Raw genomic sequence first — 15007 nt, forward strand, 5'->3', positions numbered from 1 at the left:
TATTTTTTTAATTAAAATTGAGTTGCTTCTTCAATGATATTTTTAAGATCGCTAATTGCTACACGTTTTTGTTCCATTGTGTCGCGGTTACGGATTGTTACTTGATTGTCTTCTAATGAATCGAAATCGAATGTAATACAGAACGGCGTACCGATTTCATCATGGCGACGGTAACGTTTACCGATTGAACCAGCATCATCATAGTCAATCATAAAGTATTTTGCTAAATCTTCAAAGACAGCGCGAGCTTCGTTAGAAAGCTTTTTAGAGAGTGGCAATACAGCAGCTTTAAATGGTGCTAAAGCAGGGTGAAGCTGCATAACTGTACGAGAAGAGCCATCTTCTAACGTTTCTTCTTCATATGCATCAATCATATAAGCTAATGTTACACGGTCAGCGCCTAAAGAAGGCTCGATGCAGTAAGGTACATAGCGTTCGTTTGTTTCTTGATCAACATATTGGAAGTCTTCTCCAGAGTGTTTCATATGCTGTTTTAAGTCATAGTCTGTACGAGAAGCTACGCCCCATAGTTCGCCCCAGCCGAATGGGAACTTGTATTCAAAGTCTGTTGTTGCATTACTGTAGTGAGAAAGTTCATCATCATCATGGTCGCGAAGACGAACGTTTTCTTCTTTCATACCAAGAGAAAGAAGCCATTTGTTACATGTTTCTTTCCAGTAGTTAAACCACTCTAATTCAGTGCCTGGTTTACAGAAGAATTCAAGTTCCATTTGTTCAAATTCACGCGTACGGAATGTGAAGTTACCAGGTGTAATTTCGTTACGGAAGCTTTTACCCACTTGGCCGATACCGAACGGAAGCTTTTTACGCATTGAGCGCTGAACGTTTTTAAAGTTTACGAAAATACCTTGAGCTGTTTCAGGACGAAGGTAAATTTCATTTGTTGATGTTTCAGTAACACCTTGGTGCGTTTTGAACATTAAGTTAAATTGACGAATTTCAGTGAAGTTAGCTGAACCACACTCAGGACATGTAATTTCATGTTCTTTAATTAAGTCAGCCATTGCATCAAATGAAAGGCCGTCTACGATCATTTCAATGCCTTTTTCTTGAAGTTTTTCTTCAATTAATTTATCGGCACGATGACGAGCTTTACAATCCTTGCAGTCGATCATTGGGTCATTAAAGTTTCCTAAGTGACCAGAAGCTTCCCATGTTTTTGGATTCATTAAAATCGCAGCGTCTAAACCAACGTTGTATGGAGATTCTTGAATGAATTTTTTCCACCATGCTTTTTTAATATTGTTTTTTAATTCTACGCCAAGCGGGCCGTAATCCCATGTATTTGCAAGACCGCCGTAAATTTCAGATCCTTGAAATACAAAGCCGCGGTGTTTAGCGTGAGATACGATTTGATCCATTGTTTTTGACATTCTAATTCCTCCTGTAAATGGTAGTAATTCAAGCGAAACAAAAAGAGCGGGTACAAAAAAACTCTCGTCCCTGGGCATATCAACAATATGCCCAGGGACGAGAGTTTTTCCCGCGGTTCCACCCTGGTTGATACAAAATGTATCCACCTTCGTCTGTATATACTCCAGATTGCCTTTTCCTTAAACCATTCTCTAGGCTCCCACCGTCCCTAGTTCGCTTTGTGAAGAGGATTTAAGTACTATTGATCCTTCAGCGTATATCATATGAATTTTAGTAGCTATATATTAGCATATCCTATGCAGAGAAACAATAACCTTGTGGAAAATGGGCTTTTTTTGTGATGTTTTCTTCCGGAATTTGAGGATAAAACCATATCTTTTATACATATTTTTTGAAAACAAAAAACGTGATGAAAAGTTCGGTTTTCCTTTCATTTCACCCTCTTAGTTTTGTTATAATGAACAAATGGACGAGCGCGAACTTTTAAGTGTAAAGAAATGGAGGAACATATATGTATGATATTAAAGAGTGGAGACATGTCTTTAAATTAGATCCTAATAAAGAGATTTCAGATGCAGATTTAGAGAAAATTTGCGAATCCGGCACGGATGCGGTTCTTGTCGGAGGATCTGATGGAGTGACTCTAGACAATGTGCTGCAGCTGTTAATGCGAATTCGCCGCTACACGGTGCCGTGTGCGCTTGAAGTATCAACAATTGACTCTGTAACACCTGGTTTTGATTCTTATTTTATTCCGACCGTTTTAAACAGCAAGGATCCAAAGTGGATTGTTGATTTACATCACGCGGCGATGAAGGAATACGGAGAGATCATGGACTGGGATGAAATTTTTGTAGAAGGATACTGCGTACTTAACCCCGAAGCAAAAGTAGCTGCGCTAACGGAAGCGAAAACAGATTTGGATGCAGAAGACGTTGTAGCATATGCTCGTATGGCTGAACGCATGTTTCATTTGCCCGTTTTCTATCTAGAATATAGCGGAACGTATGGAGATCCTGAATTAGTGGCAGAAGTGAAAAATTCGCTAAATGAGACGAAGTTATTTTACGGCGGAGGTATTGAGACAAAAGAGCAAGCGAGTGAGATGGGAAATCTAGCCGATACGGTGATTGTAGGAAATGTTATTTATACAAATTTATCGGAAGCGTTAAAAACTGTAAAAGCAGTAAAAAAGAATATTGCACAGTGAAAAATAAATAAAGTAGAATAGAGAATATATGTTCGATATAGGCGGTGAAAACGTGAATTTTTTAAGTGAAAAATTATTAACAGGATTAAACCCTCAGCAACAAGAGGCAGTTAAAACAACAGACGGACCACTATTACTTATGGCCGGTGCAGGAAGTGGAAAAACACGTGTATTAACGCATCGAATTGCGTTTTTAATGGCAGAAAAAGAAGTTGCACCTTGGAATATTTTAGCCATTACTTTTACAAACAAAGCAGCTCGTGAAATGAGAGAGCGTGTGGCAAGTATCGTTGGCGGAGTGGCAGAAGATATCTGGATTTCAACGTTCCACTCGATGTGCGTGCGTATTTTACGAAGAGATATTGATCGTATTGGCTTTAATCGTAACTTTACGATTTTAGATTCAACGGATCAGCTGTCCGTTATTAAAAATATTTTAAAAGATCAAAACATCGATCCAAAAAAATTCGATCCGCGCTCATTATTAGGAAGCATTAGTTCAGCTAAAAATGAACTGAAGGTAGCGGAAGAATTTGATAAAACAGCAGCGGGACCATATGAAGAAATCGTAAGCAAAGTTTACAAAGAGTATGAAAAGCGTTTAAAGAAAAACCAAGCGCTCGATTTTGATGATTTGATTATGACAACGATTCAGCTATTTAAACGAGTTCCTGAAGTGTTAACTTACTATCAGCGCAAGTTTCAATATATTCATGTGGACGAGTATCAAGATACAAACCATGCACAGTATATGCTGGTTCGCTTGCTAGCCGCAAGATTTGAAAATGTATGCGTAGTAGGGGATTCAGATCAGTCTATTTACCGCTGGCGCGGGGCTGATATTACAAATATCTTGTCATTTGAAAAAGATTACCCAAAAGCTAAAACCATTTTGCTTGAACAAAATTATCGTTCAACAAAAACGATTTTAGCTGCGGCAAACGGTGTCATTGCAAACAATATGAATCGTAAAGTGAAAAACTTATGGACGGAAAACGATGAAGGCCAGAAGATTTATCATTATCAAGCAATGAGTGAGCATGATGAGGCACAGTTTGTAGCACGTAAAATTAAAGAAGCAGTAGACAGCGGAAAGCGTAAATACAGTGATTTTGCCATTTTGTATCGTACAAATGCACAGTCTCGTGTGATGGAGGAAGTGCTGTTAAAATCCAATATTAATTATACAATTGTCGGCGGCATTAAGTTCTACGACCGCAAAGAGATTAAAGATTTGCTTGCGTACTTGCGCTTAATTGCCAACCAAGATGATGACATTAGCTTAGCTCGTATTGTGAATGTTCCAAAGCGCGGAGTGGGAGCTACTTCAGTCGATAAAGTGGCCAATTACGGAAACGTTCATGACATTTCGATTTTCAAAGCGCTTGACGAAGTAGAATTAATGGGGTTAACAGGCAAAGCAACAAAAGCCCTTCGTGATTTCCAATCGATGATTTCGAACTTAGCTCAAATGCAAGACTACATGTCGGTTACAGAGCTTGTGGAACAAGTATTAGAAAGAACAGGATACCGTGAAGCGCTTAAAGTGGAAAAAACAATTGAAGCACAAAGCCGCTTAGAGAATATTGATGAGTTTTTATCTGTCACAAAAACGTTTGAAGAAGCAAGTGAAGATAAAAGTTTGGTAGCATTTTTAACCGATTTAGCACTTGTTGCTGATATCGATAAGCTTGACGATGAGGAAGAAGAAGAGAACGAACAAGTGATTCTGATGACGCTTCACTCAGCAAAAGGTCTAGAGTTCCCGGTTGTTTTCCTAATGGGTATGGAAGAAGGCGTATTCCCTCATAGCCGATCATTATTCGAAGATAATGAAATGGAAGAAGAGCGACGCTTAGCCTACGTAGGGATTACGCGTGCTGAACAAGAATTGTATTTATTAAATGCTCAAATGCGTACACTATTTGGTAAAACAAACGTTAATCCAAAATCGCGCTTCATTGGAGAAATCCCAAGCGAGCTTGTGGAATCTTTAAATGAAGCAATGCGCAAACCTGCTGCTGGTCGTTCAGGGGCTTCAGCTTCGCCTTTTGCAGCGCGCCGACAAGCGGCCGTGGCAAAAACGAAGCTTGTGTCAACAGGCAGTGAATCAATTGGATGGAGCGTTGGAGACAAGGCCGAGCATAAAAAATGGGGAATTGGTACAGTTGTAAGTGTAAAAGGAGAAGGAGATTCAAAAGAATTAGACATTGCTTTTCCTAGTCCTACAGGTGTAAAAAGACTGCTTGCTAAATTTGCCCCGGTTACGAAAGTGTAATCGTGAAAAGGAGCTAGAATATGGAGTTTGAGACAGCAAAATCACGCGTTCAAGAATTACGCGACTTATTAAATCAATATGGCTATGAATATTATGTGTTAGATCAGCCATCTGTTCCAGATGCAGAATACGATAAATTAATGAATGAGTTAATTGAGATAGAAGAATCATTTCCAGAGTTAAAAACAGCTGACTCACCTACTCAGCGCATCGGCGGCCAAGTGCTCGATGCGTTTGAGAAGGTTCAGCATCAAACGTCTATGCTAAGTTTGGGAAATGCATTTAATGAAGAAGACCTTCGGGATTTTGATCGCCGAGTGCGCCAAGCCGTTGGAGATGAGTTTTCTTATGTATGCGAACTTAAAATTGACGGCCTTGCTGTATCTCTTCGCTATGAAGATGGATACTTAGTGCTGGGAGCTACGCGCGGAGACGGTACAACTGGTGAAAATATTACTGAAAACTTAAAAACAATTCGCTCTATTCCACTTCGAATTAAAGAACCGTTATCAATGGAAGTTCGCGGAGAAGCATTTATGCCGAGAAAATCATTCGAAGCACTTAATGAAGCAAAAATGGAAAGGGATGAAGTTCCGTTTGCTAACCCGCGTAACGCAGCTGCAGGCTCACTGCGTCAGTTAGATCCTAAAATTGCGGCAAAACGTAATTTAGATATCTTTGTATATGCCATGACTGATACGGGAGAATTAGAAATCGACTCTCACAGCGAAAGTTTGAATTTACTCGATGAGCTTGGTTTTAAAACAAATAAAGAAAGACAGACGTGTGAAACCATTGATGATGTGATTGCTTACATCGAAAGCTGGCAAACGCAACGTCCAGAACTATCTTATGATATTGATGGCATTGTTGTAAAAGTAGATTCATTTGATCAGCAGGTTGACCTTGGAACAACGGCCAAAAGTCCACGCTGGGCTATTGCTTATAAGTTTCCTGCTGAAGAAGTTGTAACCAAGCTTGTAAATATTGAGCTGACGGTAGGCCGAACAGGTGTCATTACGCCAACAGCTATTTTGGAGCCTGTTCAAGTAGCAGGTACGACGGTACAGCGTGCGTCTCTTCACAATGAAGATTTGATTCGTGAAAAAGACATTCGCATCGGAGATTATGTCGTAGTGAAAAAAGCAGGAGATATTATTCCTGAAGTAGTGAATGTGATTGAAGAGAAGCGAACGGGAGAAGAGCAAGAGTTTACGATGCCTACTCACTGCCCGGAATGTGAAAGTGAACTGGTGCGTTTAGAAGGAGAAGTTGCGCTTCGCTGCATTAATCCAAGCTGTCCTGCTCAAATTCGTGAAGGACTTATTCATTTCGTGTCCCGCAATGCGATGAACATTGATGGACTTGGTGAAAAAGTTATATCGCAATTATTTCGCGAACAGTTAATTAAAGACGTAGCGGATATTTATACGCTGACAAAACAGCAGTTAATCGAGCTTGAGCGCATGGGTGAGAAATCTGCGGATAATTTGATTGCAGCCATCGAAGCCTCGAAAGAAAATTCACTTGAGCGTTTGCTTTTTGGTTTGGGCATTCGCCATGTCGGAGCAAAAGCTGCAAAGACGTTAGCTCAGCACTTTGAAACCATAGACAAGTTAACAAAAGCAACGTATGATGAATTAGTGGCAATTAATGAAATTGGTGCCAAAATGGCTGATGCTATTGTCGCTTACTTTACACAAGAAGAGGTTCAAGAACTTATACATGAATTAAAAGAGTATGGAGTAAACCTTACATACAAAGGACCCAAGCTTGTAAGTGTAGAAAATGTAGATTCCGTTTTTGCTGGTAAAACCGTTGTATTAACAGGTAAGCTTGAACAGCTATCTCGCAATGAGGCAAAAGCACAAATTGAAGCACTTGGCGGTAAAGTAACAGGAAGCGTAAGTAAAAAGACAGACCTTGTTGTGGCAGGGGAAGAGGCTGGTTCCAAACTGACAAAAGCTAACGAGCTTGAAATTGAAGTATGGGATGAGGCAAGGCTACTTACGGAATTAAATAAATAAGAGGTGTGTGTAGTTGAAAAAGATATTGTTACTTTCTCTTGCGGTCATGCTTGTAACTTCAGCGTGTGCACCGAACCTTTCGGACGATAAAGAGACTGTTCAACAAACCAACAACAAGAAAGAAAAAGCAGTCATTCCGAAGTATAGTATTTCAGATGATTATTACCGAACAATTCTTCCATTTAAAGCGGGAGTGGCAAGAGGCTTAGTCGCAGCAAACTTAAACAACCGCTTGGATGCGCAAGAATTTGAAACAGGCTTAATGCGCTTATCGACAGATAGCTATTCTCCGAAAAAATATGTGTATCAAGAAGGCCAGTACCTTGATAAAGATACTATTCGCTCATGGTTAAGCCGTAAGCTGAGTGATAAACAGTTTAAAGATCTTCAAAGCAAAGCAAAAGATGATACGGCGAAAAAGAAGCTTAAAAACACTGGGTTAAACCCAATTGATACAGAAAAAGGCGATTTGAAAACTCGTAACGAAACAAGTCCAATGTACTTAGCGAACATTACTGAGCAAGATTACCTTATTCAAGACGGAGATGACAAGGTAAAACTTGGAGGCGTCACAATTGGCCTGGCGATGAATTCCGTTCATTATTATACGGAAGAAAATGGCTATGCCCGTGAAGTGAAGCTTACAAATAAAGAGATTGAAGCCCAAGGAAAGCAAATGGCAGATGAGATTGTTAAGCGTATGCGCGATATCAAAGGCTTAGAAAATGTGCCAGTTCGAGTAGCGCTATTCAAACAAAGTGCTAAGTCCTCTTTAACACCAGGTAACTTTATAGCTGTCGGAAATGCAGGTTCAAATGATACAGCCGTTGGCAGCTGGGATAATTTAGACGAGCAATATTATTTATTCCCATCATCAGATGCAACAAAAGATCACCGAGATGATGCGATGAAATTTGATGAGTTCAAAGCGCAAATCGAAGACTACTTCCCGAACTTTACAAGCGTAGTAGGGAAAGGGTATTACAAAGATGGACAGCTCCAAAAAATGACGATTGATATTCCCGTACAATTTTACGGAAAAGGTGAAATTGTAGGATTTACTCAGTACGTTGCTGGTTTAATGCTTGATCATTTCCCTTCATATATGGAAACGAGTATCTCTATTAACTCAGTAAGCGGACCGGAAGCTCTCATTGTTAGAAAAGCAGATGAAGACAAGCCGTTCGTTCATATTTACGAAGAGTAAGCAAAAAAGACACTGCTCAAGCAGTGTCTTTTTCTAATTCTATGAAATTGCCTCCTATGAAGAAATGGCGTGAGAATTTTGTCTTGTAAATTTAGCAAGATAATAAGCAGCAAATGCAAATGCATCTTGTTCGGTTGTCCGCTCTTCATACGGGCGCTTTTTATCCAGCTCAAATTCTTTCTGATAATAAGGGATGTGATCTTGAATATAGTGGCGCAGCTCGTGAAAGATCGTTTCAATGAGTGGAAGATAGTCATCAAATTTAAAAATAAATATAATGCCTACTTCTCGCCAGTAAACGCCTGATGCAAACTGCAGGTATTCTGTTTCTTCTTCTCCAAGGGCAGAGACAATTTTATTGGCTTCGCACGAATCACAAAAAATGATAGGAATATGAAAGGCTTTATTTAAACAAGCAAAAACATCTTTTTGCAAGGTGGGCAAATCCCACTTGAATTCTTCATCTAATACAAACCATCTTCCGCTTTGCTGGTACACAGGGCGCTGGTGGATGACTGACTGTATAAGTATTTTATTCAATTTTTATAGCACCTCTTTTACGGTAAAGTAGTTATTCGTTTTCTTTACTTTCCCAAAGACTAGTGAAATTAAAACATGGCGGTGTGTTCATCTGAAGCATGTTTCTCTTTCTATCTATCTTTTCTAAAAAGAAGGTTATTTTATACCTATGCAAGAGAGAAATATTTTATGACGAAGGAAAAGTATGGAATGTTGTTTGAATGAAATAGATTTGGTATAAAATAGAAGTGATAAATGTAAGCCCTGTCTTGTCTGGCGGGGTTTTTAATATTTTAGGAACTAGTCTCAGAAATGTTGCCTGTTGCTAGTGAAGTTTGGTATTATCAGTATATTGTAGTGGGACGAATATTCGGAGGTGAAGGAACATGTCAAGAATTTCTGTTGATCAAGTAAAACACGTTGCAAACTTAGCGAGACTTGCGGTGACGGATGACGAAGCAGAACTATTCACAAAACAATTAGATGCTATTATTACATATGCAGAGCAATTAGATGAGTTAGATACTACAAATGTAAAACCGACTTCTCACGTATTGGATATGAAAAACGTAATGCGTGAAGATAAGCCAGCTAAAGGCTTACCAATCGAAGACGTAGTAAAAAACGCGCCAGACCACAAGGATGGCTACATTCGAGTACCAACTATTTTAGAATAAGGAAGGAGGCTTTACGATGTCTTTATTCGATCGTAAACTTTCAGAACTACATAGCCTTTTACACAAGAAAGAAGTACGTGTACAAGATTTAGTAGACGAATCATACAAACGTATTAATGAAGTAGATGATAAAGTAGGTGCGTTCTTAGCGCTTAATGAAGACAATGCTCGTGCTTATGCAAAAGAGCTAGATGAAGCACTACAAACAAAAGATGAATTTGGCCTATTATTTGGTATGCCAATCGGTGTAAAAGATAATATTGTCACAAAAGATTTACGTACAACTTGCTCTAGTAAAATTCTAGCAAACTTTGATCCGATTTATGATGCAACAGTTGTTCAAAAATTACAGGCAGCTGAAGCGGTAACAATCGGTAAATTAAATATGGATGAATTCGCAATGGGTTCTTCAACTGAAAACTCAGGTCTTCAGTTAACGCGCAACCCATGGAACCTAGATTACGTACCAGGTGGATCTAGCGGTGGTTCAGCTGCAGCTGTAGCAGCAGGCGAAGTTCCGTTTTCTTTAGGTTCTGATACAGGTGGTTCAATTCGTCAGCCAGCTGCTTATTGCGGTGTTGTCGGATTAAAACCAACGTATGGTCGCGTATCTCGTTACGGATTAGTGGCATTTGCATCTTCTTTAGATCAAATCGGACCAATCACAAATTCTGTTGAAGATAATGCATACTTACTTCAAGCAATTTCAGGCGTAGACCCAATGGATTCTACTTCTGCTAATGTTGATGTACCGGATTATGTATCTGCTTTAACAGGTGACGTAAAAGGTCTTAAAATTGCTGTTCCAAAAGAATACTTAGGTGAAGGTGTGGGCGAAGAAGCTCGCCAGTCTGTTTTAGATGCACTAAAAGTGTTAGAAGGACTAGGAGCAACTTGGGAAGAAGTATCGCTTCCACACTCTAAATACGCATTAGCTACGTATTATCTATTATCTTCTTCTGAAGCGTCTGCTAACTTATCTCGTTTTGATGGCGTTCGCTACGGATACCGTACAGATAATGCTGAGAACTTAATCGAAATGTACAAGCAGTCTCGAAGCGAAGGCTTTGGAAACGAAGTAAAACGCCGTATCATGCTTGGAACATTTGCGTTAAGCTCTGGTTATTATGATGCTTACTACAAAAAAGCACAGCAAGTACGTACGTTAATCAAGCAAGACTTTGAGTCTGTATTTGAAAACTATGACGTTATCATTGGACCAACTACACCAACTCCATCATTCAAAATTGGTGAGAAAACAGACGATCCATTAACAATGTATGCAAACGATATTTTAACAATCCCAGTAAACCTTGCTGGAGTACCTGGTATTTCTGTGCCTTGCGGCTTATCAAATGGATTGCCATTAGGATTACAAATTATCGGTAAGCATTTCGACGAAAGCACAATCTATCGTGTTGCTCATGCATTCGAACAAGCAACTGAGCATCATAAAGCGAAACCAGCACTGTAAGGGGTGAGATAAAGATGAACTTTGAAACGATTATTGGTCTTGAAGTACACGTTGAGCTTAAGACAAAATCTAAAATTTTCTCAGCAAGTCCAAACGCATTTGGTGCGGCTCCAAATGCTAACACAAGTGTAATTGACTTAGGTTATCCTGGCGTATTACCTGTGTTAAACAAAGAAGCAGTTGATTTTGCAATGAAAGCAGCGCTTGCGCTAAACTGTGAAATCGCAACAGATACAAAGTTTGACCGTAAAAACTATTTCTATCCGGATAACCCAAAAGCTTATCAAATCTCTCAATTTGATAAACCAATTGGCGAGAACGGTTGGATTGAAGTAGAAGTTAAAGGTGAAACGAAGCGTATTCGTATCAACCGACTTCATTTAGAAGAAGATGCTGGTAAGCTAACGCATACAGGCGATGGCTATTCACTAGTAGACTTTAACCGTCAAGGTACACCTCTGATTGAGATTGTATCAGAAGCAGATATGCGTTCTCCTGAAGAAGCATATGCTTATTTAGAAAAATTAAAATCAATTATTCAATATACAGGCGTATCTGATTGTAAAATGGAAGAAGGTTCACTTCGCTGTGATGCCAATATTTCTTTACGTCCAGTTGGACAAGAAGAGTTCGGTACAAAAGCTGAGTTAAAGAACTTAAACTCATTTAACTATGTGCGCCGCGGTCTTGAACACGAAGAAATTCGTCAAGAAAAAGTGTTATTGTCTGGTGGCTTAATCGAGCAGGAAACACGCCGTTTTGACGAGTCTACGGGCGAAACCATTCTGATGCGTGTAAAAGAAGGGTCTGACGACTACCGCTACTTCCCAGAGCCTGACTTATTAGAATTACACATCGACGAAGAATGGAAAGAACGTGTTCGTGCTTCGATTCCTGAACTTCCAGATGCTCGTAAAAAGCGCTATGTAGAAGAGCTTGGCTTACCTGCTTATGATGCAATGGTATTAACGCTAACAAAAGAAATGTCTGATTTCTTTGAAGCAACACTTGCTGCAGGCGGAGACGCGAAGCTATCTTCTAACTGGTTAATGGGTGAAGTTTCTGCTTACTTAAACTCAAACCAAAAAGAACTTTCAGATGTAGCTTTAACACCTGAAGGCCTAGCTGGTATGATTCAATTAATTCAAGAAGGTACGATTTCGTCTAAAATTGCGAAAAAAGTATTCAAAGAATTAATTGAAAATGGCGGAGATGCAAAGAAAATTGTAAAAGAAAAAGGTCTTGTACAAATTTCTGATGATGCAACTTTACGCAAATTCGTAACAGATGCATTAGATGCAAACCCTCAATCTATTGAAGATTTCAAAAACGGTAAGGATCGTGCCATTGGCTTCTTAGTTGGTCAAATTATGAAAGCTTCAAAAGGCCAAGCGAACCCACCGATGGTTAATAAAATTCTTTTAGAAGAAATTAATAAACGCTAAATTTGATAACTAAATGTGAGGTGGGTTTCCATCTCACATTTATTATGAGTAAGGGCGATCGCGCTGAAGGTATGAATAAAAACGGAAACGTGAATATTGTATATCAAGGTTAATTTCTTTATAATATGTTTGTTCATGCCCCCTCTTGTTGATGATGTAATGTGAGGGGGCATTCTTTCACTGATAAAAGTAGGCAAAGATTTGTGACAAATTATCATTATTAGGATGATGAATATGAAAAGAGCGAGAATTATTTATAACCCGACATCGGGCCGTGAAATTTTTAAGAAAAACTTACCGGAAGTTTTGCAAAAGCTAGAGCAAGCAGGCTATGAAACCTCTTGTCATGCTACAACTTGCGCTGGTGATGCAACAGAAGCTGCTAAAGTAGCAGTAGAACGTCGCTTTGACGTTGTAATTGCAGCTGGTGGAGACGGTACCATCAATGAAGTCGTAAACGGTATCGCTGGACAAGACTACCGTCCGCAGCTAGGTATTATTCCTGTTGGAACAACCAATGACTTTGCTCGTGCCATTAATGTGCCGCGTACGATTGAAGGCGCTATTGATGTCATTGTAGAAGGCGTAACAAAGCCAATTGACTTGGGCTGTGTAACAAACGATGGAGAAACGCATTACTTTGTAAATATCGCCGGAGGCGGCCGTTTAACTGAATTAACATATGAAGTGCCAAGCAAGTTAAAAACAATGCTTGGACAGCTAGCTTACTATTTAAAAGGCATGGAAATGCTTCCTTCTATTAAACCAACATCTGTTGAAATTGAGTATGACGGAAAATTCTTTGGCGGCGAGATTATGTTCTTCCTTGTTTCCTTAACGAACTCAGTCGGCGGTTTTGAAAAGCTGGCGCCAGATTCCTCTTTAGATGACGGGATGTTTGATTTAATTATTTTAAAGAAAGCAAATTTAGCTGAATTTATTCGAATTGCGACACTTGCGCTGCGAGGGGAACACATCAATGATCCTCATATTATTTATACAAAAGCGAACCGTGTTAAAATTCATACAAATGATAAAATGCAGTTAAATCTAGATGGCGAGTACGGCGGATTATTGCCTGGGGAATTTGTAAACTTATATCGCCATGTAGAAATCTTTGTTCCAAAAGCAACAGCTGAATTGATGGAAAAAAATGAGATCGCCTAATTGCGATCTTTTTTCATGCTTTTCTTTGTTTGGCTTTGGCTCTTATGGTACAATCAGTTCAGCATTTTCAAATGACTAAAAGGATGTAACGATAAATGGAAAAATTAAAACCACCTGTAGAAAAAAATGAATATATAGATGTTGCGTTTGAAGATTTAACGCATGACGGAGCGGGTGTAGCCAAAGTGAACGGATTTCCTATTTTCGTTCAAAATGCGCTGCCCGGCGAAAGCGGCCAAGTAAAAGTCATTAAAGTAAAAAAAGGCTATGCGTTTGGCAAGCTTATCAAGCACCATACAATTAGTGAACAGCGTGTTGAAGCACCCTGTCCGGTCTACAAGCAGTGCGGAGGCTGTCAGCTGCAGCATGTAAGCTATGAAGGACAGCTGCAATTTAAGCAAAAGCAAGTAAAAGACGTCATGGCGCGAATTGGCCATTTACCTGACGTTCCGGTACATTCGACGCTAGGAATGAAAGATCCTTGGCGCTATCGAAACAAAGCTCAAGTTCCCGTAGCAGAACGAGAAGGCGGTTTGGTCGCTGGGTTTTACCAGCAGCGAAGCCACGACATCATTAACATGGATGCCTGTTTGATTCAGCAGCAGGCAAATGATGATGTTGTTCAAGCTGTCAAATCAATCTGTGAAAAGCATGGCGTTTCTGCTTATCAAGAACAAAAACATAAAGGCTCGCTTCGTCATATCGTGGCGCGCTACGGACTTGTAACGGGTGAAATCATGGTTGTCATTGTGACTCGTACAGCTGAGCTGCCAAACAAAAAGCGTATTATAGAAGACATTATCGAAGCCGTGCCGAACGTGAAATCAATTGTTCAAAACGTAAACAGCAAGCGCACAAACGTCATTTTAGGGAACCAAACGAACGTACTTTGGGGAGAAGAATATATTTACGATTATATCGGCGACGTTAAATTTGCCATTTCAGCAAAATCATTCTACCAAGTAAACCCTAAGCAAACGAAAGTGCTTTATGACAAAGCGCTTGAGTATGCAGATTTAACAGGAGAAGAAACGGTCATTGACGCCTACTGTGGAATCGGAACAATCTCGTTATTTCTCGCTCAAAAAGCGAAAAAAGTATATGGCGTTGAAATCGTGCCTGAAGCGATTGAAGATGCAAAGCGCAACGCTGAGCTAAACGGTATTCACAATGCTGAATTTGAAGTAGGCGAAGCAGAAGTCGTCATTCCAAACTGGTACAAACAAGGCATCAAAGCGGACGTCATCGTCGTAGATCCGCCGCGAAAAGGATGCGATGAAGCTCTATTGAATACCATCATTGACATGAAGCCAAAAAAAGTTGTCTATGTTTCATGCGGACCAGCAACTCTCGCACGTGACCTAGCTATTTTAGAAAAAGGCGGATATGAGACGGTTAAAGTTCAGCCTGTTGATATGTTTCCGCATACGACGCATGTGGAGAATGTGGCGGTATTAAAATTAAAATAACTCTTCATTAAAGCTGCTATCTTAGTAAAGGTAGGAGCTTTTTTGCTTAAATAAGTACGAAAAAAGTAAAGTCCGAATTTCTATATTAAAAGCATTAACTGCTTATATGTCCGTTTTATTTGGCCTTTTGTCCATCCCA

General features: G+C 39.6%; 11 protein-coding genes. 9 read left to right on the top strand and 2 right to left on the bottom strand.

Translation table 11 applies throughout. From position 1 onward, the window contains the following. Positions 1-11: 11 nt before the first annotated feature. The gene (locus LJC66_RS01295) at positions 12-1394 is read right to left on the bottom strand and encodes a glycine--tRNA ligase (RefSeq protein ID WP_230931669.1); all 1383 of its coding nucleotides are present in this window, start codon (positions 1392-1394) and stop codon (positions 12-14) included. Between the two features lie 512 nt (positions 1395-1906). Between LJC66_RS01295 and pcrB the strand changes: the two genes are divergently transcribed. From pcrB to LJC66_RS01315, 4 genes are read left to right on the top strand one after another with little or no spacing between them, the layout of a single operon-like run. Next, positions 1907-2605 carry a heptaprenylglyceryl phosphate synthase gene (gene pcrB / locus LJC66_RS01300; protein ID WP_230931670.1) on the top strand — a complete coding sequence of 233 codons (699 nt, stop codon included), beginning with the start codon at positions 1907-1909 and terminating at the stop codon, positions 2603-2605. A 28-nt stretch (positions 2606-2633) separates the two neighbouring features. After that, positions 2634-4883, top strand: coding sequence for a DNA helicase PcrA (gene pcrA / locus LJC66_RS01305; protein ID WP_269067360.1), 2250 nt, complete (start codon positions 2634-2636; stop codon positions 4881-4883). A 20-nt stretch (positions 4884-4903) separates the two neighbouring features. Then, positions 4904-6910, top strand: a complete 2007-nt coding sequence (gene ligA / locus LJC66_RS01310; protein WP_230931671.1) for an NAD-dependent DNA ligase LigA — start codon at positions 4904-4906, stop codon at positions 6908-6910. 13 nt (positions 6911-6923) lie between these two features. Continuing rightward, positions 6924-8117: a CamS family sex pheromone protein gene (locus LJC66_RS01315; protein ID WP_098248760.1), complete on the top strand. Its 1194-nt coding sequence runs from the start codon at positions 6924-6926 to the stop codon at positions 8115-8117. A 54-nt stretch (positions 8118-8171) separates the two neighbouring features. Here the strand turns inward: LJC66_RS01315 and LJC66_RS01320 are convergent, their stop codons facing one another. Next, complete coding sequence (locus tag LJC66_RS01320) at positions 8172-8657, bottom strand: DUF3920 family protein (protein WP_050688434.1); 486 nt, start codon at positions 8655-8657, stop codon at positions 8172-8174. Between the two features lie 365 nt (positions 8658-9022). Between LJC66_RS01320 and gatC the strand changes: the two genes are divergently transcribed. The 5 genes from gatC to rlmD all read left to right on the top strand — a co-directional run bounded on the left by gatC (position 9023) and on the right by rlmD (position 14868). After that, positions 9023-9313, top strand: a complete 291-nt coding sequence (gene gatC, locus LJC66_RS01325) for an Asp-tRNA(Asn)/Glu-tRNA(Gln) amidotransferase subunit GatC (protein ID WP_013055055.1) — start codon at positions 9023-9025, stop codon at positions 9311-9313. A gap of 16 nt (positions 9314-9329) precedes the next feature. Continuing rightward, the gene (gene gatA, locus LJC66_RS01330; RefSeq protein ID WP_013055056.1) at positions 9330-10787 is read left to right on the top strand and encodes an Asp-tRNA(Asn)/Glu-tRNA(Gln) amidotransferase subunit GatA; all 1458 of its coding nucleotides are present in this window, start codon (positions 9330-9332) and stop codon (positions 10785-10787) included. 14 nt (positions 10788-10801) lie between these two features. Beyond that, positions 10802-12232, top strand: a complete 1431-nt coding sequence (gatB, locus tag LJC66_RS01335; protein WP_013055057.1) for an Asp-tRNA(Asn)/Glu-tRNA(Gln) amidotransferase subunit GatB — start codon at positions 10802-10804, stop codon at positions 12230-12232. A gap of 234 nt (positions 12233-12466) precedes the next feature. Next, positions 12467-13399 carry a diacylglycerol kinase gene (locus tag LJC66_RS01340; protein ID WP_016762783.1) on the top strand — a complete coding sequence of 311 codons (933 nt, stop codon included), beginning with the start codon at positions 12467-12469 and terminating at the stop codon, positions 13397-13399. 95 nt (positions 13400-13494) lie between these two features. Beyond that, entirely contained in the window at positions 13495-14868 is a 1374-nt protein-coding gene (gene rlmD, locus LJC66_RS01345) for a 23S rRNA (uracil(1939)-C(5))-methyltransferase RlmD (protein WP_195695575.1), read from the top strand. Positions 14869-15007: the final 139 nt, after the last annotated feature.

The sequence above is a fragment of the Priestia sp. TSO9 genome (genome assembly GCF_021029645.1).
Classification (GTDB): Bacteria; Bacillota; Bacilli; order Bacillales; family Bacillaceae_H; genus Priestia; species Priestia megaterium_E.

Coding starts and splice junctions, on each gene's coding strand:
- LJC66_RS01295 (WP_230931669.1), bottom strand. CDS start 1,394: ATGTCAAAAACAATGGATCAAATCGTATCTCACGCTAAACACCGCGGC.
- pcrB (WP_230931670.1), top strand. CDS start 1,907: ATGTATGATATTAAAGAGTGGAGACATGTCTTTAAATTAGATCCTAAT.
- pcrA (WP_269067360.1), top strand. CDS start 2,634: ATGTTCGATATAGGCGGTGAAAACGTGAATTTTTTAAGTGAAAAATTA.
- ligA (WP_230931671.1), top strand. CDS start 4,904: ATGGAGTTTGAGACAGCAAAATCACGCGTTCAAGAATTACGCGACTTA.
- gatC (WP_013055055.1), top strand. CDS start 9,023: ATGTCAAGAATTTCTGTTGATCAAGTAAAACACGTTGCAAACTTAGCG.
- gatA (WP_013055056.1), top strand. CDS start 9,330: ATGTCTTTATTCGATCGTAAACTTTCAGAACTACATAGCCTTTTACAC.
- gatB (WP_013055057.1), top strand. CDS start 10,802: ATGAACTTTGAAACGATTATTGGTCTTGAAGTACACGTTGAGCTTAAG.
- LJC66_RS01340 (WP_016762783.1), top strand. CDS start 12,467: ATGAAAAGAGCGAGAATTATTTATAACCCGACATCGGGCCGTGAAATT.
- rlmD (WP_195695575.1), top strand. CDS start 13,495: ATGGAAAAATTAAAACCACCTGTAGAAAAAAATGAATATATAGATGTT.